We start from the raw sequence: 21,497 nt of genomic DNA on the forward strand, positions 1-21,497 counted from the left end.
TCCGAATCGGAATCTCAGCTCCTTCGCGAAAGACGCTTTAGACGCGCTTAATGAAGCGGCCGTCGCGCGTGTCGATCTGCAGGATGTCGCCAGGCTCGACGAACATGGGAACCTGCACCGTAGCGCCGGTTTCGAGCGTAGCGGGCTTAGAGCCGCCCTGCACGGTGTCGCCCTTGAAGCCGGGGTCGGTTTCGGCCACTTCAAGCTCCACGAACATCTGCGGCTCGATGCTGATCAGCTCGTCACCGGCATACAGCAGGCTGGCCTCGTCGTTTTCCTTGAGCCACTGCGCCGCGTCGCCCACGGTCTCGGCCGGGATGGCCATCTGCTCGAACGTGTCGTTGTCCATGAAGTTGAAGTCCGCACCATCGTTGTACAGGTACTGCAGCTTCTTCGTCTCAAGACGCACGGACTCAACCTTAACGCCAGCGTTGAAGGTGTTGTCGATAACGCGTCCGGTCTTGATGTCGCGCAGCTTCGTGCGGACGAAGGCGCCGCCCTTGCCGGGCTTCACGTGCTGGAATTCAACGATCGTGCACAGCTTGCCGTTGTACTCGATGCACATGCCGTTCTTGAAGTCGGCGGTAGAGATAGCCATTCTCGGTATTCCTTTCGTTCACGGGTCTCCGCTGCGTGCCGCGGGGCCCGATCAGCGTTCAAACTGGTTTATTATACTCATAGCATGCGTTCTTGGCATGCGCGTATCGCTCCCGTCAGAAAAAAATCAGGAGTTGCGCGGCAACGCGACCAGCATGCGCATCGGAGCGCTTTAAGGCCCTTGCGCGGCGGGACTTTGTCAAAACGAACGAGTTTTGCTGGTCCTCGAACAAGGATAAAACGCACCGTCTAGCCTGTGACCTGGGATATTAAAAAGAGCCTCGCGAAAAGCCTGCTTCAAAGGGTCGTCTGGACCCGCAAAACTCGCCTGTTTTGACAAGCCGGCACCCGGCCTGCCAAAACGGGAGACTGCGTCGGGGTCCACGCGCACGCTCGCACCCGATTCCAACCGTCCGGCTAGAGCACCACCGGATCGTGCGAAGAGCGCGTGAACACCTCGAACCCGGTTTCGGTGATCACGCCGAAATCCTCCAAACGCATGCCGAACTCGCCCGGCAGGTACACGCCCGGCTCCACCGTGACCACGTTGCCCGCCGCGAGCGGACGCTCATTGCGGGGAGACAGCACGGGTTCTTCATGCACGTCGATGCCCACGCCATGACCCAAGCCGTGACCCATCTTGCCAGCGAAGCCCGCTTCCGCCAAAACGCGCTCGGCAAGTTCGTGCGCCTCCTTGCCGGTAACGCCCGGCCCGAGAAGCGCCTCCACCTGCTCGTTCGCAGCACGAATAGCCTCGTAAGCGCTGCGCATGCGAGCATCCGGCTGCCCCAGGAACACCGTGCGCGTCATATCGGAGCAGTACCCGTAAGCCCGCGCGCCGAAGTCGAGCACCACGCACTGGCCCGCCTCGAGGCGGGTTGCTCCCGGTATCGCGTGCGGGCTGGCACCGTTCGGGCCCGTGGCGACGATCGACGAGAACGCCAAGCCGTCGGCACCGTGGCGACGCATGAAGTCCTCCAGCTCGATTTGAACCTCGCGCTCGGTCATGCCCACGCGCATGAACCCAACGATATGGGCAAACGCCGCATCGGTGACGGCCTGCGCGGCCTTCATGCGGACAATCTCGGAAGCGTCCTTCACGGCGCGCAAGCCCAACACGAAGCCGGACGTTTCACGCAGATCGACCGCGCTTTCCGCGAACGCCGATTCGAGCGCGCGGTAATTCGAAAGAGTCAGGGAATCCTCGATGCCCAGATCGAAACGGGGCGCTTGCTCGCGCGCGCCTTCCTGCAACGCCTGATCGCTGCCCTTCTCCCGCAAAGCAGATACGGATTTCGCTGCGAACTCGGCGTGCGTCGCACGCTGGGCGTCCACGACAATCGAGCCCTCGGGCAAAGCGGCGGCACGGGCAGCTTCACTGTAGCGCGAATCGGTATGAAGGACTGCGGCCTGCGGATCGACCAGCAGCGCATGGGCGCTCTCGTCGTCGAAAACGCCGTCAAACGCCGTCAGCCACGCGATGTTGGACGTATCGCGAACCAGAAACGCCCCCATGCGCTGGTCGACGCACGCTTTGCGCAAGCGCTCGAGACGTCGCGCGGCGGCCCCTGGCTGCATCGGCGCGGCCGCGTCGGAAGCAGCCTGATCGGCCGCAGCCTGCTCCGTCCGGCCGCCCACGATCACCTGTCCGGCAGCGTAGCGATCCTGGTACCCTTCGCCCAAACGCTCGCACGCGCCTTCAAGCAGCACGTCGATGGCGTCGCAGTACCCCTTGAAGCCGCGGCCCTTCACCTGAGCAACGCAAACGGGCGCGATCACCGACACGCGGCGAAACGGCTCGCGCGCATCCACGTCCGAGATATGCACCTCGACGCATGGAACGTCGATGCCGCCAACGGCATCGCGCAGCGCGTAGGAGTAATGGGTATGCGCGCCGGGGTTGTACACGATGCCGTCGTACGCGTCGCGGGCCGCATGAATCTTGCGAATGAGCTTGCCTTCGCTGTTCGATTGGAAGCAAGCAACCTCCACGTTGCGCTTCTTGCCGTACGCCTTCACTTCGCGCTCCAGGTCGTTGAGGGTATCGCGCCCGTACACCGACGGCTCGCGCACCCCCAGCATGTCCAGGTTCGGCCCGTTAACCACCAGTATCTTCTTCATGGTCTACCCCTTGCTTTTCGCCCAGGCGTTCAAATGCTCCAAGATCACGCTATCGGAAACGTCCATCAGCTCCCACGAACCCACATCGCGAGGCAGCACGAAGCGAACCTGTCCATGGCGCGCTTTCTTGTCCCGCTTCATAGCGGCCAGCATATCGCCAGGCTCGGCCGACCACGCAAGAGCCGGCAATCCCAACGCGTCAAGCAGATCATCTTGCGCTTGCACGAATTCCAAAGAAGCGCCCGCCAGATCCACCGCCAGGCGCGCGGCGAACCGCATTCCCTCGGCCACGGCGGCGCCGTGCGAAAACGTACCGTACCCGGCTAAAGCCTCCACGGCATGGCCCAACGTGTGCCCATAGTTCAAGCACTCGCGCACGCCCTTGCTCTCCTGCTTGTCCGCGGCCACCACGTTGGCCTTGAACACCACCGATCGAGCGATGGCCTCTTCAACCGTGGCCTGATCGCGCGCAGCCAGCGCCTGCGCCGATTCGACAAGCCAAAAAAAGAACTCGTCGGACTCAATGACGGCCGACTTTGCGATCTCGGCGCATCCGCACGCCCATTCACGATCGTCGAGCGTGGACAGCACGGCGGTATCCGCGCACACGTACGCAGGCTGGTTGAACGTGCCGACCAGATTCTTGCCCGCCGCGAGGTTGACGCCGGTCTTGCCGCCCACGGACGAATCCACCATGGAGAGCAACGTGGTGGGAACCTGCACCACCGACACGCCGCGCATGTACGTCGAGCCGACGAAGCCGGCCAGATCGCCCACCACGCCGCCGCCAAGGGCAACCACCAGGCAATCGCGCCCCAAGGACAGCTGGGCCATGGCTTCCCAGATTTCAGCGGCCACCTCGACGGACTTCGAACCCTCGCCCGCCGCAACCGTCACGTCGCTCACGCGAAAACCCGCTTGGGCAAGCGCAGCCTTCGCATCGGCAAGGTAGAGCGGAGCCACGTTGCCATCGGTGACGACGAGCACGCGCTCCACACGCTCGAGTTCCGGATGCTTCCGCACATGGACGCCCAGCTTGGCAAGCACCCCCGCACCGATGCGCACGTCGTACGGGCTTTCATCCGCAAGGTTGACCACTACTTTCGTTGCAGGCACAAGACGCCCTCCTTCTCAAGCGCAGCTTGCACCTCGCGGGCGATAGCTGCAACGCTTTTCCCAGCAGTGTCGATGGTAATGTCGGCGACTTCAGCGTACAGGGGCACGCGTTCCTCCGCCGTTTGGCGAGCGGACTCGATGTTTTGGAACAGCGGGCGGGTGGACGTGTCGCTGATGCGCGATTTCGCCTCGTCGGCCGTCACCTTGAGGTACACGACAAACCCTGCATCGTGCAAGATGGCGCGATTTTCCGAGCGCTTCACCACCCCGCCGCCGCATGAAACCAGCAGGGGGTCTTTGGCGGCAAGCTCGCGAAGCACGTCGGTCTCGATGTCGCGGAAGCCGTCCTCGCCCGATTCGGCGAAGATCTCCTTGACGCGCTTTCCTTCCCGACGCTCGAGGTACGTGTCCATATCCACCGACGCGACACCGCAGGTTCGCGCAAGGCGCCGTGCCACCGACGTTTTACCCGCGCCCATGAACCCCACGAAAAACACCGGGCGGCAAAGCTGCCCCGCAGCCCGGGGCCGCGAAGCAGCCGGACGCGAGCCGCCGGACGCGACGCGCGCATGCTCCCTATTGGTGCTCGATCCCCCGCCGGTCATCGGGACATCGTCCTCAGTCGCTGCCGATACGCCTTCACGGCAGCCTTGATGTCGGCCATGTTGTCGCAGCCGAACTTTTGCAGGTAGGCGTCGGCCAGCACGAACGACACCTCGCTTTCGGCCACCACCGCGCAAGCGGGAACGGCGCAGGTGTCGCTGCGCTCTTTCGACGCCTCCTCAACCTCGAGCGTGTCCAGGTTCACCGTCTCAAGCGGGGTCATAAGCGTGGGGATGGGCTTCATGGCGGCCGTCACGATAAGCGGCATTCCCGTGGTCATCCCGCCTTCCAAACCGCCTGCGTTGTTCGAGGTTCGCACGAATCCCGCCTTGCCGTCCAGCGCGATGGGATCGTGCACCTGCGATCCAACGCGGCGCGCCGCCTCGAAGCCCAGGCCGAACTCGACGCCCTTGATGGCGGGAATCGAGAACAGCGAAGCTCCCAAGCGCGAGGTCAGGCGATCCCCCGCCGTCGCATAGCCCCCTACGCCGGGGAGCAGTCCGCGAACCACCACGCGAAACGTCCCGCCCAAGCTTTCGCCCGCGTCCTTCGCGCGATCTATCTCGGCCTTCATGGCCTGGGTGGCCGCCTCGTCAGGACAGCGAACCTCGCTGGTCTCGATGGCGAGCGGCTTGTAATCCGCTGCGCTCATGAGCGGGTCCTGCTCTTCGAAAACGGCGGATCCGATGGAGGTGACGTACGAGAACACCTCCACGCCCAAATCGGCCAAGAACTCGCGCGCAATGCCGGCGGCGGCCACGCGAGCCGCCGTCTCGCGCGCGCTTGCACGCTCCAAGATATTGCGACAGTCGTCGGTGTTGGTTTTGAGAGCGCCCACCAGATCCGCATGACCGGGGCGCGGACACACTTCGCGCACCAGGTCAGACGGGGTGTCACCGAACGCAGCCATGCGGTCGGTCCAGTTCTGCCAGTCGCGGTTGCGCACCACGAGCGCGATGGGGGTTCCCAACGTGCGCCCGAAACGCACGCCCGACGTCACCTCGACGGTGTCGGTTTCGATCTTCTGACGCCCGCCGCGGCCGTAGCCCGCCTGACGCCGAGCCAAGTCGATGTTGATCTGCTTTTCGGAAATCTTAAGGCCGGCCGGCACGCCCTCCACGATAGCCGTGAGGCACGGCCCGTGGCTTTCGCCTGCTGTGAGGTATCTCATGGTGGTTCGCTTTCCGCGTTATTCTAAGTACGTTCATAGAATATTGTAGCGCACCAGTTCAGCAAGGCCGGCGAAAAGCGGGCGCACGTCGAGAAACGCCACGGCAAGGGAGCGAGTCCTTCGCGAAAGCCTCCTTCTCGGCCAAACGCTCGCTAGCAGTCAAACTCCGCGGCCTGCGCCATGATGTCGAACAGCTCGGCTTCTTCCAGCTTCACCTCGACGTCTGCAAGATCGCACACGGTCAGCACCGTGGCCACCGCCTGGGCCACCAGCATGCCCGACCCGTCGAGCACCGTGCACCCCGCTTCGCGCGCCGCAGCTACGAGCGCGGTTTCGCCATGCCCGTACACGGCGTCGAACACGGTTTGGGAGGGGCGCAGCAACGCGGTATCGAACGGCGCCGTATCGCCCGCCTTCATGCCCAAGGGCGTGGCGTTCACCACCAGGTCGGCCGACGCAAGCGCCTTTTCCGACGTAGCGTAGCTACCGAATTTGAACGTGGTGCGCTCGTATGCCGTGCGGAAACTGCGATGATGCGGACGCGCGGGCGGCAGATCGATCGTTGCCGTGGCCATAAGGCCGAACCGCTCGACGTACGCTTCGAGAGCCCGGCGCGTGCGCTCTTTGTCGCGACCGACCAACAGCGCCACGTCCGCACCGGCCAACGAGCTTGCATGCAGGATCGACAGCGCCGTAGGGCCGGTGCCGCACACGGCCACGCGCTTGCCCGCAAAGCTGAAACCCGTGCGCTCCAGATAGGACACGCAGCCCTGACCATCGGTGTTGAAGCCGATCAGAGCGTCGCCTTTCCGCACCAGCACGTTGGCGCCCAGAGCCAGCTTGGCCGTTGCCGCCTGAGCCGTTGCCGCCTGGAAGGCAAGGGGCTTGTACGGCGTGGTGATATTGACGGAAAGGAAGTCGCGCGCATCCAAGAACGCCCGCGCTTCGTCGTCGGTGGCGCAGTCTTTCGGGAAGTACGTCCACGGCAGGCCCAGCCGTTCGTAGACGGCGTTGTACATGACCGGCGATTTCGAATGCGCGATAGGATGTCCCAACAGGTACAAGCTTTGCGGTTTCGTGGCCTCGGTCATGGCTATCCTTCCTTGTTCGCCGACTCTATGTTCGTTGGGACGTGCGCCCCGTTCGCCTTTTCGGCGGGATGCGCGGTCGAGGCCGAAGGCGTGCAGGCGCCCTCCGGCTTGCGATCCCCCATAACCAGACGCTCGAAATTGCGCAGCATGAGCGTGTGCGGCAGGTCCTGCTCCACCAAAGGAGCCAGCAAATACGCCTTCATGCCCATGAAGTGAGCCCCCAGCACGTCGGTGACCAGCTGATCTCCGATCACCACGGTTTGCGCGCGCTTGGCTCCCAGCTTCGAAAGCGCAATCATGAACGCGGGCGGCAAGGGCTTGACCGCCTTCGCCACGATGGGCAGCGACAATCGCTGCGCCAGGTGATACACGCCCTCATGCCAATTGTTCGACACCAGGCAAAACGAGATGCCCGCATCGCGCGCCTGGCCAAGCCACAGCCCCACATCGCGCGGAACCTCGTGCGTATCGCGCGTGAGTATGGTGTTGTCAACGTCCAAAAAGACGTTGCGGTACCCCAACGCCAGAAGATCGCGATCGATATCGACCTTCGAAAGGCGCGAGAAGTATCTGTCGGGTTTCAAAAACGGCATGGCGGCGAATTCGTTTCAGCGGGCCGCAGCCTACGAGAACGTCTTTATGTGCTCGTCGTAGGTTTTGCTGAAGAAGTAGTTGCCGTCCTTGTCGAAGTAGAAGAAGAAATAGGTACCCAGCGCCTCCTTGTCAGGAGCCGTTACCGCCGTAAGGCAGTCAAGGCCCGGAGAGCAGATGGGCGTAGGCGGCAACCCCTTGTTGGCGTACGTGCTGTACGGCGTTTGGGCATGCACTTCTTCGGCCGTGGGATCGTGGCCCACCTCGTACGCAGTGGTGGCGTCGGACTGGAGGAAGCCGTAGCTGGGGTCTCCCTGCGTGGCCAAACGGTTGTAGAACACGGCGGCAACCTGGGCGCGCACATGCTCGTCTCCACTGGATTCCTTCTCTACGATAGAGGCCAGCTTGACCGCATCGTAGATGGACAAGCCCTGCGACTGAGGATAGGACCAGTCGAGGTTGGCCGTTTCGGTTTGGAACTGGGTGAGCATCATGCGAACGATAGAGTCGGCCGTAGCGTCATCTCCCAAGCTGTACGTCTTAGGGAACAAGAAGCCTTCCAAGCTGTTCGTTCCGGCATCGGCCAAGAAACTGTAATCGGCAGCGTAAACGCTTGCGTTGGATGCAGCCGCCGTGAAGTCCTCCGCCGAAACGCGGCCTTCGGTTGCCGTCGCAACGGCGTTGGCGATGTCGGCAAGCTTAAAGCCTTCGGGAATGGTCAGGCCGCCGGTCATGACAGGCCCGGTTTCCAGGGCCTTGATGATGCTGTCAAGCGATGCGCCGCCCGCGAACGTGTACGTGCCCGGCTTAAGCTGGGACGCCGCGTTCAACTCGTTCACGCGCTTGGTGAACTCGCTTGCGCTCGACACCAAGCGAGCCTGAACCAGCTGGTCGGCGATAGAGGAAGCGCCTGATCCGTCGGCAACGGTGATCGTAGCTTCTTCGCCTTCGGCCAGCAGCTCGACCTGCGGACCCGAGCAGCTGTTGAACAGGGTGAGCACACCCCATCCCAAACCGCCGAGCACGATGATAGCGAGGATGATCGCAAAGACGATGGGCGCTTTGCTTTTCTTCGGTCGGATATAGCTGGTATCGTACGTTCTAAATTGACGTTCGCCGCGAGCGTGCGCAGAACGAGCTGCATGGTTCGGTCGCTGCGAATACGTGACTTGCCTTTTCCGTGAGGGCATGGGCTGTCCTTCACCTTTCCCCGTTGCGGCGAGCATCGAGCCACGCCTGCAAGAACAAACTCGCGGCTATCATATCTATTTTGCCGCGCATGTCGCGTTCGCTCAAGCCCTTTTCACGCAAACTCCGTTTGGCTTCCTGGGAGCTAAGACGTTCGTCGGCGAACTCAACGGGAAGATCGCACGCCCTTCCGATGCGAGCGGCCGTCTCGCGGATGCGCGCCGCCTGCGGCCCCTCTGCCCCCGCCATCGTGTAGGGAAGCCCGCACAGCAACAGCTCCGGCTCCCAGTCCTCGAGCACGCGCTTGAACGACTTCGCTCCTCCAAGCACCTCGCTTGCCGGAAGCACGCACACCGGCGACGCAACCCGCTCACCCGGATCGCACACAGCGATTCCGATCCGCGTTTCTCCGATATCCAAGCCCATGATGCGCACAAGCGCTCCTATCCGTCGTTGAAGACCCTTTCGACTACGCGCCTGCGGCGCTCCGTCCATGATAGCGCCCCAAGCCGCAGCTCACGCGCAGGATGAAAAGGGCTTCTCCGGTTCGGGATGCGCCCCCGCCGCCACCGCGACCCTCGCCCCGCCCCGAGCGGCAGGCAAGACGCCTCGGACGCGAGCGGAAGGGACCGAGGCGCCCCTGCACGAGCACGGGCGCCCGTGCAGGGGCGCCCGTGCGAGCCAAGACTGGCTGAGCATCGGGCTCTTCCACCCGCGCCCAGCCAGAAAGCGTCTTACAGCAGCATCTCGCGCGCGGCATCGAGGGCCGCGTCGATGCCGGAAGCGTCCTTGCCGCCGGCCTGAGCCATGGCGGCCTTTCCGCCGCCGCCGCCCTTGATGTTCGAAGAGATAGCCTTGATCACAGCGCCAGCGTCGAATCCGGCAGCCACCGCTTCGGGAGTGCCGGCAGCCAGCAGAATGGGAGTGCCGTCCTTTTCGCCAGCGAGCACCGCAGCGCCCGGCGCAGCCATGCGCGCACGCAGAACATCCCAGCCGTTGCGCATCTGACCTGCGTCGGCTTCGCCCAGACGCCCGATGATAACCGGGTATCCGCCCTTGGCCGCAGCCGCGCTGTCGACCAGCTTCGTGATGCCGTCGTCGGCCACGGTCTGGCGATTGCGCTTGAGCTTGCCCTGCAGCTCCTTGAGCTGCTTCATGTTCGCAGCCGTACGCTCGCCCACGTCGAACAGTGGAACGCGCAGCTCTTCCGCCGTTTCCTTGAGCTCGGCCTCCACGCGGTTCATGTACGCCAAGGCATCGAAGCTGGTTACTGCTTCGATGCGGCGCAGGTTCGCACCCACGCTCGATTCGCTGGTCACCTTGATGAAGCCGATCTCGCTGGTAGCGGACACGTGCGTGCCGCCGCACAGCTCCTGGGAGAAGCCCTCGATATCGAGCACGCGCACGAACTCGCCGTACTTCTCGCCGAACAGCGCCATAACGCCCGCTTCGCGAGCCGAAGCCAGCGACGTCTCGTATGCGCGCACGGCGTGGTTCTCCATGACCTTCTGGTTGGCCAAGCGCTCGACTTCGGCGATCTGCTCGGCCGTCATGGCCTCGAAGTGCGTGAAGTCGAAGCGCAGGCGGTTTTCAGCCACCAGGCTGCCAGCTTGCTTGACGTGATCGCCCAGCACCTCGCGCAGCGCCCAATGTAGGATATGCGTAGCCGTATGGTTGCGACGGATGCGCTCGCGGCGCGGCACGTCGATGGCGGCGCGAACGGTGTCGCCCACCTGAATACGACCCTCCGGCGCGTCTTCCAGCATTTTCACACTATGCGCGATCAGGCCCTTTTCGGGCTCTTTCGTATCGAGGACCGCCGCCAGGGCATCGTTTTTCGCTAGCACGCCCGCATCGCCGATCTGACCGCCCTTCTCGGCGTAGAACGGCGTGACGTCCAACACCACGCGACCTTCCTCGCCTGCGGCGAGCGCATCCACTTGCTGCCCGTCCTTCACGATGGCCAGCACGCGCGCGTCGGCGTCGTTCTTCGTATAGCCCACGAACTCGGTGGGGCCTACGGCCTCCAAGATCTCGGCCATCACGCCGCCGTACGTGGACCATGCCGCCTCGGCGTCTTTCGTGTTGGCTGCACGGGCGCGGTTGCGCTGCTCTTCCATGCACACGCCGAACCCGTCCATGTCAACCTGAATGCCGCGCTCTTCGCACAGCTCGCGCGTAACCTCCACCGGGAAACCGTACGTGTCGTGCAGCGTAAACGCCTGATCGCCCGGCAAAACCGTACCCTCAAGCTTAGCAAGGGCGTCATCGAGGAAGGCACGGCCCTGACGCAGGTTCGCGCCGAAGCGCTCCTCTTCGGAGAGGATGATGCGGCCCATGAGCTGGCGGTTATCCACGATCTCGGGATACACGTGACCCATAAGGTTCACAATCTCGTCAACGTAATCGTTCAAGAAGGGCTTGTCCAGGCCCAGCAGGTGGCCCTTCATGACGGCGCGACGCAGCAAGCGACGCAAAACGTAGCCGCGGCCCTCGTTGGAAGGCAGGATGCCGTCGGCGATCATGAACGCCACGGCACGGCTGTGGTCTGCCATGATGCGCAAAGACAGGTCCGCCGCCGGATCCTCGCCGTACACGGTGCCGGTCAGCTTCTCGCCCACGGCCACCAAGCTGCGAAGCACATCGGTCTCGTAGTTGGACTGGACGCCCTGCATGATGGCGGCCATGCGCTCAAGGCCCATGCCGGTATCGATGTTTTTCTTGGGCAGCGGCTTGAGCGTGCCGTCTTCCTGGCCGTCGTACTGGGTGAACACGCAGTTCCAGTACTCAAGGAAGCGATCGCAATCGCAGCCCGGCGCGCAATCGGGGCTGCCGCAGCCGAACTCCTCGCCCTGGTCGAAGTAGATTTCCGAGCACGGGCCGCACGGGCCGGTAGGCCCAGCGCGCCAGAAGTTGTCCTCTTCGCCCAAGCGCGAGATATGGTCGTCGGGAACCCCGAGCTTTTTCCAGATCTCGATGGTCTCGTCGTCGTCCAAGAACACCGTGAAGTACAGACGATCGGCCGGAAGCCCCAGCACTTCGGTGGAAAACTCGTAAGCCCAGGCGCACATTTCCTCTTTGAAGTACTCGCCGAAGCTGAAGTTGCCCAGCATTTCGAAGAAGCTCTGGTGACGACCCGTGGTGCCGATGATCTCGATGTCGTTGGTGCGCACGCACTTCTGCACGGTCGTGGTGCCGATGTACGGAGCCTCCAGATGCTTCTGCTGCAGGAAGTAAGGCTTGAACTGCACCATGCCGGCACTCGTCAGCAGAAGGGACGGATCGTCCGGGATCAGGGACGACGAGGGCCAGCGCTTGCAGCCCTTTTCCTCGAAAAAGCTCAGGTACTTTTCACGGATCTCCGCGCTGGTCATGTACTTCATAGGGTTGTCTGTCTTTCTATCTTCGCCTGTCTTAAAGCCTGGCGCCGCGTACGGCCGACGCTCAGTGTTTCCTGTGGTGGCGAGCCCGATTGGAGGACTCGGCCTTGCGCTGCTCAACGCGTTCGAACGCCGCCGACACATCGGGGTGCGGCGAGGTTGCATCGGCAATGGGATCCAGCTTGCCGTCCAATGCGGGCGTTCCTTGGAAGAACACGCCGTCCTGGCTCACCAACGGGCGTCCCGTGCGCTTCTCGAAATAATACACGAAAACGGACTTCGCAACGGCCACGGCGGGAATTGAAGCTAGCATGCCCACGAGCGATCCCATGAATCCGCTCATGGCCCCGCCGATGGCGGAACCCGCCATCAACGCGATCAAGGTGAGTGCCGGGTGCACGTCCACGGAGTTCGCCATGATCTTGGGAGAGACGAACGTGTAGACGACCTGCTGGATGACGATAGTCGCCACCAGGGCGAACAGCGCGATCCACGGGCTGACGAACACGCCGACGATGGCGGCCAGGGCACCGCCCAGCCACGGACCCACGATGGGGATGATGTTGAGCAGACCGGTGATGCCGCCAAGAGCCGCGTAGTTGGGAACGCCCAGCACGCCGAACACGACGCCGCAGCCCGCGCCAATAATGGCGCACTGCAAAAGCGTGCCCTTGATGTAGCCGCCCATAACGCGGGTAAAGGTGACGTGAAGCATCTCAATGGTTTCCGCGTGCTTCGGACCAGCAAGGCGCATGCTCTCGCGACCGAGCGCCGGCAGCTCCATGAGGATCCAAAACGCAACGACCAGCGAAAAGCCGATGGCCACCAAGCTGTTGACCACGCCCGTGCCCACGGCCACCACGCCGGTTGCGCTGCTTTTCGCGAAGTCGGAGGCCCAGGTGCCCAGCGCATTGAGCGCATCTTCGAGGTAACGCTGGACATCGGCATTCGCAAGGATGTCGGAATACTGCGTGTACACGACGTTGCCCCAGGCGATGATGTCGTTGACGTACGTGGGGATGCTCTCGATAAGGTTGACGAACTGGTCGCCCACGCCGAACACCGGCGAGAACATGAGCAGGCACACCACGGCAAGCACCGCGAACATGAGGACGTAGGCGATCGTGGTCCCCCACATGCGCGGAACGCCCAGCTTCTCCAACTTGTTCACCGGGCCGCGCAGGCAGAACACAATGATGACCGACCAGAGAACAATGCCCACCGGCACGCTCAAGACGTTGAACAGGTACACGGCCACGCCGGTTAGCAGAATAGCACCGACCGCCGTCCATACCATAAGAAAGCTTCGTTTCGCTTTCTCGGTTTTCACGGCGGAATCAGCCGCTTCCAACTCGATCTTGGGTATATCCACAGGGCATGCTCCTTCGCGCGTCTGCCGATCCTAGCGATCCTGAGCGGACGCACCTTGAGAATCCGCAGACTGAGGGGCGCCGTCGTAAGTGAAGTACTTGGAAGCAGCTGCAGCATCCTCGTCGACGGAAGCGGTCACCGCATCGGCCATGGTGGCGGCGGTTTCGGCCGTCTTCTCGGCAACCGCCCTCTTGGCGGCCGCCTTCTCCTCGCGCTGGACGCGCTGCTCAGCCCGCTGTTCGCGCTGCTCGGCCACCGCTTCCTGCGTGGCTTTGGCTGCCGTGACGGCCGCTTCCTTGACCACCTGGGTTGCAGCGGCGGCGGTTTGCGTCACGGACGCGTTCGACGCCTGCTCGAACCGCGCGTCTTGCTCGGCCTTCGCCTGACCGAGCGCAACGGATTCGTCGCTGGCGCGGCGCGGCTTGAAGGCGCTGCGCACGCGGTTGGTAACGGAGTTCACCAGCTCCATAGGGGCGTTCGTCACCGTATCGACAGCCTCGACGGCAGAGGACACGGTGTCGGTGATCTCGTTTACGTCTTCGAGAATCTGATCGACTCGCATAAGCTCAAGGTTTGCGGCATCCACCGTCAGCGACACGCGGTCAACCAGCGGATCGACCTTCGCCGCCACCGGCTCCAAAGACGCGGTTATGCGCTCGACGCTTGCAAGGGTGGGCTCGACCTGCTTGTGCAGGTCCTCGACCGTCTGGCGCGCTTTGCGCACCGTCATAATCAACTCGACGGCCAGCCATACGAGAACCGCCCCGACGATCACGTAGACAACCGGCAACGCCACGTTGATAAGTTCGCTGAATTCCACGAGAAGCCTCCTGTTTCCGAAGCCTACACTATAGCACGATCGGTTTTGATTCTAACGAGACCACTCCGCCTTTCCACCCCTCGTTCACAGGAGTTGGAAATCGGTTACCTTTCGCGCGACGTGGGGTTTTCTCCTGAAGAAAGGCGATCCCGAGCAGCGGCTTCGCTGCGATACGCCTCCCATCCGCGGTCGCTGGAACGATAGAAGCACCCCCGCTCCAAGCCGTCGGGCAGGTAGCGCTGGGCAACCCACCCGCTTGGATAGCTGTGCGGGTACTTGTACACGCCGTACTGCTCCGATCCCGGACGGTGCCGATCGCGCAAATGGTCCGGCACGTTGCGCAGAGGGCCGTTGCGCACTTCGGCCAGCGCGGCGTCGATGCCAGCCTCGGCCGCGTTGCTTTTCGGGGCGAGGGCCAAGTAGATCGCCGCCTGAGCCAGGTTGATGCGGCATTCGGGATAGCCGATCACCTCGGCCGATTTGAACGCCGCCTCGGCAATAAGCAGCGCTTGAGGATCGGCGTTTCCAATGTCTTCGGAAGCAGCGATGAACATGCGGCGCGCAATGAACTTGGGGTCTTCTCCCCCGTCGATCATGCGGGCAAGCCAATACAGGGCGGCATCGGGGTCGCTTCCGCGCATGGATTTGATGAACGCGGAAACAACGTCGTAGTGCATGTCCTTGTTCTTGTCGTAAGGAAGCGCGCGATGCGGCGTGGCGGCACGCACAGCTTCCTCCGAAACGGTGGCCGGAGCCTTCGAGGTTCCCGGCTCCACCATGCCCGCCGCAAGCTCGAGCGTGGTGAGCGCAGTGCGCCCGTCCCCTCCCGCCAGGAGCACGATCGCCTGCAGCGCCTTGGCATCGAGCCGGTAAAGACCTGCCAGGCCCCGTTCGTCCGCAACGGCACGGTTCACCAGACGAACGATCTCCTCGTCGGACAGCCCGTGCAGCTCGACCACCCGGGAACGGCTGATCAGCGCCGAGTTCACCTCGAAAAACGGGTTTTCCGTGGTAGCGCCCACCAACACCACCACACGATCCTCCACCGCGTGCAGCAAGGTGTCTTGCTGGCTGCGGTTGAAACGATGGATCTCGTCGACGAAGAGGATGGTGCGCAGACCGCTCATGGACAAGCGCTTTTCGGCTGCGTCGATCTCGCGCCTGAGGTCCGAAACGGTTCCGCCGATGGCCGACACCTCCACAAACGTTGCCTTTGTGGTTTCCGCGATGACGTGGGCAAGCGACGTTTTGCCCGTTCCCGCAGGTCCGAACAGGATAACCGAGCTCAGGCGATCCTGCTCGATCGCGTTGCGCAGCCAGCTTCCCGGACCGACGGCCTCTTCTTGCCCGACCACTTCTTCGAGTGTGCGCGGACGCATGCGCACCGCCAGAGGCGCCACTTGGGACTTCCGTTCGTTCTCCATTGCTGTAAATAAGGTATCCATGGTTCGTATGGTACCATGCGAACGCTTGTTTGCCTAGAAGCTGCTTTTCGAATCAGGCTCTGCTGTTTTCGAGATCCTTTTCATGAAAATATATGTCAAGACTTTATTTTGCATTCGATGCCCATATACTCAAGTACAGGTCCTGCCCTCGAAGCCATACTTTGCGATGGACCGATGCTAATACACGAGGGAGCTCAAGATAGTGCGTGGAATGGAGATTCGCATCCGTCGATGCGAAAGCCAGGAAGCGAACTGCGAGCACCCACCTTTTGAGGTGGGTTCATCCTTCTGGCCGGGGGTAGGGCTTTCTTCTTGCAAAATCACTGACTCGGCAATCTTCTCGAGCGCGGAACCGCCCGCATCCTCGTGCGCCCCGCACGAGGATCAGTTCGACTTCCCCGCCCCGGCGCCAACCCCTTCAGCGTCGCCACCGGCCGCCTTCGACGCTATTCCGCCGGGAACCGAAGCACAAAGGTAGTCCCCTTGCCTTCGGCGCTTTCCACCGTGATCGTTCCCCCGTGGTGGATGACCGCGTGCTTGACGATGGCAAGGCCCAGGCCCGTGCCGCCCGTCTCCTTGGACCGGCTTTTGTCCACGCGGAAGAACCGCTCGAAGATCTTGTCGTGCATCTCCTCGGGAATGCCCGGACCCGTATCCGTCACCCGAACAACCGCCTGTTTCTGGACCAGGGGCTGGCCTTCGCTTGCAGCGTGGCGCTGAGAAGGGCTTTCGATCCGCCCCGTCCGCTCCGAAACGCGGGGAGCCTTCACCATTTCCAGCCCGACCGACATGGTCACGCTTCCGCCCTCATGGTTGTAACGAATACCGTTCTCGATCAGGTTGTAGAGCATTTCCTCTGCGAGCGTCTCGCTTCCGGCAATGCACGCGCGACCGCCCTCAACGCTCACGCTCACGTTCTGGTCGGCGGCAAAGCTGGACAAGCGCCCCGCCACGCGCTGCGCCACGCCGTGCAGGTCGATCACGGACGCGCCTTCTTTGCCGAACGCCGATTCGTCAAGCTTCGACAAGGTCAGCACGTCGTTGATGAGCGAGCGCATGGCCTGAGCCTCGTCGTAGATGAGCGCGGCGAACTTCTGGCGATCAGCCGGCTGCACCATGTCGTTCTTCATGAGCTCGGCGTAGCCGGAGATAACCTGCAAGGGAGTTTTCATCTCGTGGCTCACGTTGCTCGAGAAATCACGGCGCATGTTCTCCGCCTCGGCAAGCTCGCGGTTTTGCTGCTTGAGCTGGCGCTGCTGCTCGTCGATGCGAATAAGCAACGGGTCCATCTCTTCGTAGATCTCGTTTTCGAGCGGGCTGGAGAAATCGAGCGCATCGATAGGCTTCATGATGCGCTTCGTAAGCTCTTTGGACAGCAAGAACACCAAGGCCACGGCGATGACGAGCGCCACCAGAACCGGCATGAGCATGTCGCCCAGAAACGACAACAGCGAATGACGCGTCTCGGACAGGCGCACGAACGTGCCGTCGTCAAGCTTCACGGCCGCGTACACGGTGTCGGTTCCAAGCGTTTCCGAATAACGCATGGTCACGGCCTCGCCCGACTTCGCAGCCTCCTGCACTTCGGGGCGGTCGGCATGGTTGTCCATGTGCGACGTGTCGGCAGCGCTGTCGAAGAGCACCGTTCCGTCCGCGCTGATCAGCGTGTAGCGGGTCAGCCCCGAGAACTGCTCCTCGAGCGCAGGAAGGTTGGCCGACGTAGGCGTGGCGTTCAGATACGTGGCGGCGTTCTGCGCGTTCGCGGCGATTTCCGCCTCGGCGTCGTGCTCGTAGGACAAGTAATAAATGGTGGTCATGACCACGGCCAGCACCAAGATAATGCCCAACGTGAACGCAAGGACGCTCGAGAAGATTTTCCCTGAAAGGCTCTTCACCGTAAAATGCGTGGGACTCATAGCTTAAGAAGGCTGCTTGATGCAATAGCCAACGCCACGCACCGTTTTAATGCAGGAATCGGCGCCTTCGCGAACCGCCGAGAGCTTCTGGCGCAGCGTTTGGATATGAACGTCCACCGTGCGCGTCTCGCCCACGTACGTCATGCCCCACACGTCCTCGAGCAGCTGCCGACGCGACAGCACGTGCCCCGCGTTCTTCATGAGCGTATGCAGCAGGTCGAACTCCTTGAGCGTGAGCGTGACCGGCTGACCGTCCACCGACACCGTATGGGCCGAAACGCACAGCTCGATCGGGCCGCATGCCATGTCGTCATCGGGAATGACCGCCGGCGCGGAGGCGCGACGCATAAGCGCGTTCACGCGCGACACCAGTTCCATCATGCCGAAAGGCTTCGCCAGGTAATCGTCGGCGCCGGCATCGAGCCCACACACGGTATCGAACTCCGTTCCCTTGGCGGTAAGCATCATGACGGGCAGATGCTTCGTGCTGGCGTCCTCGCGCAGCATGTGCAGGATTTCCAACCCGTCGATCTCGGGCAGCATGATGTCCAAAAGAACCAGCTCCGGCACGCGCTCGCGGCAGGCTACGAAGAACTCGCCGGCCGCAGCGAACCCCTCGGCCTCGAATCCCGCCTGTTTGAGCGCGTACACCGTAAGGTCGCGGATGTTGGTATCGTCTTCTACGTAGTAAATCATTGATGGCTCCCGGGTGGCAGCTTCGGTCGTTTCGGCCCATTGTAAAGCAGCGTGCTTGCCAACGGGGCAACGAGCGAGTCAAATTTGCGTAAAGTGGTGCAGGGGTCATGCCCTCGGCAGCTCGCCGAACCCCGAGGTCGCCCCACGGCGTCCGCGCAGCCGAGCAGGATGAGACCCGCGAACGGGCAGGGGGCTCTTCTGGCGGCGGAAACCTCCGAACTTGGTACAGAATCGCGGGTCTGCGCTCTTGAATAAGCGCCTTCAGCAACCGCCGAATCCGTCGAGCTTCGATGACCTGGCCTGTTGATGCAAGCGCTCAAAACAACCGCAAGTAATGGGCTGCTCAAGGAGCGCACGCCCGTGATTCTGCACCAAGTTTTGCGGCATCCGCTGTCGAAACGGCCGAACAGCCCGAGGGTCCCGGCGCAAAAAGCTCGCGCGCGTCCACGGCAGAGCCGACGCCGGGACCCATGCAGGAGCGAGACGGTTTTTGCGATCGAAAGCGGGGAGCCGCACGCGGGTCACCTCCGCACGAGGCAGCCCCGCAAGGGCGGCCCCTCCGCCCGAGGGCCCCTCCGCACGGGGCGCCCCGCCCTCGCGCGGGCGTCTCGTCCCCACGCGAAAGGCGGCCGGAACGCCCAATCGCTGGCCGCCTCGCGCGCCGCTCGGCCTAGCCGAACCGCCCAGCGACGTAGTCGGCAGTGCGAGGATCGTTCGGGTTGGTGAAGATGTCGTCGGTGTCGCCAGCCTCCACCATCTCGCCCAGCAGGAAAAACGCCGTTTTGTCGGACACGCGCAGCGCTTGCAGCATATTGTGCGTGACCATGATGACGGTGTACTTGCTTTTGAGCTCGCCTACCAAGTCCTCGATCTTGGCCGTGGAGATGGGGTCGAGCGCGCTGGTGGACTCGTCCATGAGCAGCACCTCGGGACGAACGGCGAGCGCACGGGCGATGCACAGGCGCTGCTGCTGTCCGCCGGACAAGCCCAGCGCGTTCTTCTTCAGGCGATCTTTGAGCTCGTCCCAGATAGCGGCGTCGCGCAGGCTCTGCTCGACGATCTCGTCCAGGTCGGCGCGGTTTTTGACACCGTGCGTGCGCGGCCCGAACGCCACGTTGTCGTACACGCTCATAGGAAAGGGATTGGGCTGCTGGAACACCATGCCCACGCGGCGACGCAGGTTGTTCACGTCAATGGAACGGTACGCGTCCTCGCCGTCGAGGGCGATCTCGCCTTCAACGCGACAGCCCTCCACCAGATCGTTCATGCGATTGAGCGACTTGAGCAGCGTGGACTTGCCGCAGCCGGACGGCCCGATAAGAGCCGTCACCTGGTTCTTGGGAAAATCCAGGTTGATGCTTTTCAGCGCATGGAAGTCCTTGTAGTACAGGTCAAGGTCGCGCACGCTCATTTTGGCGGGAGCGTTGGACGGCGCCTTGGCCTTCGCGCGACGGTCCGCGGCCTGACCTTGAGCGGTGGGCATGTAGGTGGGGTTGACGATCACCTGATCGGCGGTCTTTTCGAGCGTGGCATTAGTCATCTTTGCCTCCCTTGTTCATCTTCTTCGCGGCGAAGGTGGCCATCAAGTTGAGCAGCACCACCATGATCAGCAAGACCACCGCCGTAGCATACGTTTCGTTCACGTGCAGGCCCTCGCTGGCAAGCACGTACATGTGCACGGCCAGCGTGCGCGTTGAATCGAACACGGCCATGGCGCCCGCATCCAGGAAATTGGGGATCTGAGCGATGGAGCCCGCCGTGAAGATAAGGGCCGCCACCTCGCCGACGCAGCGGCCGAGCGCCAAAATAACGCCGCCCAGAATACCCGGAACGGCCGTGGGCAGCACGCAGCGAAACACCGTGCGCAAGCGACCGGCCCCTAAGCCGAAACCGCCTTCGCGATAGGCGTCGGGAACGGCCAGCAGCGCCTCTTCGGTGGTACGCATGACCACGGGAAGCACCATGATGGCCAGCGTGCACGCGCCCGCCATAAGGGACAGCCCCCATTGCAGGGCCGTCACGAAGAACAGCATGCCGAACAAGCCGTAGATAATGGAGGGAATGCCCTGCAACGTTTCGGTGGTCGTGCGCACGATCTGCACGAACCTGCTGCCGCGCTTCGCGTATTCCACCAGATAGATTGCCGACCCCACGCCGACAGGCACCGCCATGACCAGCGAAAGACCAGCCATGACCAGGGTGTTCACCAGCGCCGGCATAAGCGAGACGTTATCGGACGTGTACTCCCATGCGAACAGGCTCGGCGTGAGGTATGGCACGCCGTTCACCAAAATATAGCCCACCAGGAACAAGAGCACCGCGGCTGTGACCAACGCGCCCAAGTACACCACCCAACGCAGAAGGGCGGATACGATGCGGCGGGTTTTGCCATGGCGGGTTTCCGCTGCTGCGAACAAGGTGTCGATGCGGTCGTTTGGATTGGACGGCGCAACGGGGCTCGCATCGCCGGATTCGTAGGCAATAGTCAATTTCGGTGCCATTACCTCATCTCACCCCGCTTCTTGATGACGTTGAACAACATGGTGATGAGCAAGACGAACACGAACAGCACCACGCCGGTGGCAACAAGCGCACCGCGGTGCAGATCGGCGGCGTAGCCCATCTCCAGCACGATATTCGCCGTCATGGTGCGCACGCCGCTGAATATGCTCTCGGGAATGAGCGTTTGGTTGCCGGCGACCATGATGACGGCCATGGTCTCGCCGATGGCGCGGCCCACACCCAGCACCACCGCGGCCATGATGCCGGACACGGCGGCGGGCACGATAACGCGAAACACCGTACGTTCATGGTCCGCGCCCAGAGCAAGCGCCCCTTCGTAGTACTTCTTGGGAACGGCGTCGAGCGCGCTTTGCGCGACGGTGATGATAGTGGGCAGGATCATGATGCCCAGAAGCACGGCAGCCGCCAGCAAGGACAAACCGTTGCCCGGAGCGTCGGCCGGGGCGTTAGCGCGAATGAACGGCACGATGATCACCAGGCCGAAGAAGCCGTACACGACCGACGGAATGCCCGCCAAAAGCTCCACGCCCGGCTTGAGCACCGCCGCGATCTTGCCGCTGGCGAAGCGGGACAGGAAGATGGCGCACAGAAGCCCCGTAGGGACGCCCACCACCATAGCGCCCGCCGTTACGTATACGCTGCCCACGATCATGGGGAAGATGCCGTAGATATCGTTGGCCGGACGCCACGTTGTACCGAAGAGAAATTCCGGAAGGCCGATCTGCGCGATAGCCGGTACGCCGTTCGCAAAAAGGAAGACGCAGATAAGGGCCACCGCGAGGATCGAGATCCCCGCGGCAGCTACGAACAGCGCCTTCGCAATGCCTTCTTTGATGTGTACGCGAGACATGCGAGTCCTACTCGATTA

General features: G+C 62.7%; 18 protein-coding genes and 1 pseudogene. All 19 read right to left on the reverse strand.

Translation table 11 applies throughout. From position 1 onward, the window contains the following. Positions 1-37: 37 nt before the first annotated feature. The 19 genes and pseudogenes from efp to pstC all read right to left on the reverse strand — a co-directional run bounded on the left by efp (position 38) and on the right by pstC (position 21,479). Positions 38-598 carry an elongation factor P gene (gene efp / locus ACMNI9_RS11405; protein WP_114566546.1) on the reverse strand — a complete coding sequence of 187 codons (561 nt, stop codon included), beginning with the start codon at positions 596-598 and terminating at the stop codon, positions 38-40. A 416-nt stretch (positions 599-1,014) separates the two neighbouring features. Beyond that, positions 1,015-2,175: a M24 family metallopeptidase gene (locus ACMNI9_RS11410; RefSeq protein ID WP_216529128.1), complete on the reverse strand. Its 1,161-nt coding sequence runs from the start codon at positions 2,173-2,175 to the stop codon at positions 1,015-1,017. Positions 2,176-2,307: 132 nt separating this feature from the next. Beyond that, positions 2,308-2,718: pseudogene (gene aroQ / locus ACMNI9_RS11415) on the reverse strand (type II 3-dehydroquinate dehydratase); the annotation flags it as partial. A 3-nt stretch (positions 2,719-2,721) separates the two neighbouring features. Continuing rightward, positions 2,722-3,834, reverse strand: coding sequence for a 3-dehydroquinate synthase (gene aroB, locus ACMNI9_RS11420; RefSeq protein ID WP_418832206.1), 1,113 nt, complete (start codon positions 3,832-3,834; stop codon positions 2,722-2,724). Further along, entirely contained in the window at positions 3,816-4,439 is a 624-nt protein-coding gene (locus ACMNI9_RS11425; RefSeq protein WP_418832209.1) for a shikimate kinase, read from the reverse strand. The genes aroB and ACMNI9_RS11425 overlap by 19 nt, the downstream gene beginning before the upstream one ends. After that, positions 4,436-5,608, reverse strand: a complete 1,173-nt coding sequence (gene aroC / locus ACMNI9_RS11430; protein ID WP_418832212.1) for a chorismate synthase — start codon at positions 5,606-5,608, stop codon at positions 4,436-4,438. The genes ACMNI9_RS11425 and aroC overlap by 4 nt, the downstream gene beginning before the upstream one ends. Positions 5,609-5,760: 152 nt before the next feature. After that, positions 5,761-6,699, reverse strand: a complete 939-nt coding sequence (locus ACMNI9_RS11435; RefSeq protein WP_225748668.1) for a shikimate dehydrogenase family protein — start codon at positions 6,697-6,699, stop codon at positions 5,761-5,763. Positions 6,700-6,701: 2 nt separating this feature from the next. Beyond that, entirely contained in the window at positions 6,702-7,292 is a 591-nt protein-coding gene (locus tag ACMNI9_RS11440) for a YqeG family HAD IIIA-type phosphatase (protein WP_418832215.1), read from the reverse strand. 30 nt (positions 7,293-7,322) lie between these two features. Beyond that, on the reverse strand, positions 7,323-8,480 hold the full coding sequence (gene mltG, locus ACMNI9_RS11445; protein WP_418832218.1) for an endolytic transglycosylase MltG: 1,158 nt from the start codon (positions 8,478-8,480) through the stop codon (positions 7,323-7,325). Positions 8,481-8,490: 10 nt separating this feature from the next. Next, positions 8,491-8,913 carry a Holliday junction resolvase RuvX gene (ruvX, locus tag ACMNI9_RS11450; RefSeq protein WP_114566541.1) on the reverse strand — a complete coding sequence of 141 codons (423 nt, stop codon included), beginning with the start codon at positions 8,911-8,913 and terminating at the stop codon, positions 8,491-8,493. Between the two features lie 299 nt (positions 8,914-9,212). Beyond that, on the reverse strand, positions 9,213-11,861 hold the full coding sequence (gene alaS, locus ACMNI9_RS11455; protein WP_114566540.1) for an alanine--tRNA ligase: 2,649 nt from the start codon (positions 11,859-11,861) through the stop codon (positions 9,213-9,215). 61 nt (positions 11,862-11,922) lie between these two features. Then, positions 11,923-13,230 (reverse strand): AI-2E family transporter, encoded by a 1,308-nt coding sequence (locus ACMNI9_RS11460; RefSeq protein ID WP_231088243.1) that lies wholly within the window; start codon positions 13,228-13,230, stop codon positions 11,923-11,925. Between the two features lie 30 nt (positions 13,231-13,260). Further along, positions 13,261-14,049 carry a DUF948 domain-containing protein gene (locus ACMNI9_RS11465; RefSeq protein WP_114566539.1) on the reverse strand — a complete coding sequence of 263 codons (789 nt, stop codon included), beginning with the start codon at positions 14,047-14,049 and terminating at the stop codon, positions 13,261-13,263. Positions 14,050-14,153: 104 nt separating this feature from the next. Beyond that, positions 14,154-15,494: a replication-associated recombination protein A gene (locus tag ACMNI9_RS11470; protein ID WP_418832222.1), complete on the reverse strand. Its 1,341-nt coding sequence runs from the start codon at positions 15,492-15,494 to the stop codon at positions 14,154-14,156. A 446-nt stretch (positions 15,495-15,940) separates the two neighbouring features. Further along, the gene (locus ACMNI9_RS11475) at positions 15,941-17,410 is read right to left on the reverse strand and encodes a sensor histidine kinase (RefSeq protein WP_114566537.1); all 1,470 of its coding nucleotides are present in this window, start codon (positions 17,408-17,410) and stop codon (positions 15,941-15,943) included. 3 nt (positions 17,411-17,413) lie between these two features. Further along, on the reverse strand, positions 17,414-18,106 hold the full coding sequence (locus ACMNI9_RS11480) for a response regulator transcription factor (protein ID WP_418832227.1): 693 nt from the start codon (positions 18,104-18,106) through the stop codon (positions 17,414-17,416). 670 nt (positions 18,107-18,776) lie between these two features. Beyond that, positions 18,777-19,517 (reverse strand): phosphate ABC transporter ATP-binding protein PstB, encoded by a 741-nt coding sequence (pstB, locus tag ACMNI9_RS11485; RefSeq protein ID WP_225748979.1) that lies wholly within the window; start codon positions 19,515-19,517, stop codon positions 18,777-18,779. A 121-nt stretch (positions 19,518-19,638) separates the two neighbouring features. Further along, positions 19,639-20,607 carry a phosphate ABC transporter permease PstA gene (gene pstA, locus ACMNI9_RS11490; protein ID WP_418832230.1) on the reverse strand — a complete coding sequence of 323 codons (969 nt, stop codon included), beginning with the start codon at positions 20,605-20,607 and terminating at the stop codon, positions 19,639-19,641. Continuing rightward, on the reverse strand, positions 20,607-21,479 hold the full coding sequence (pstC, locus tag ACMNI9_RS11495) for a phosphate ABC transporter permease subunit PstC (protein ID WP_114566533.1): 873 nt from the start codon (positions 21,477-21,479) through the stop codon (positions 20,607-20,609). The genes pstA and pstC overlap by 1 nt, the downstream gene beginning before the upstream one ends. Positions 21,480-21,497 lie beyond the last annotated feature (18 nt).

This window comes from Paraeggerthella sp. (assembly GCF_048427265.1).
GTDB classification, from domain to species: domain Bacteria; phylum Actinomycetota; class Coriobacteriia; order Coriobacteriales; family Eggerthellaceae; genus Paraeggerthella; species Paraeggerthella hominis.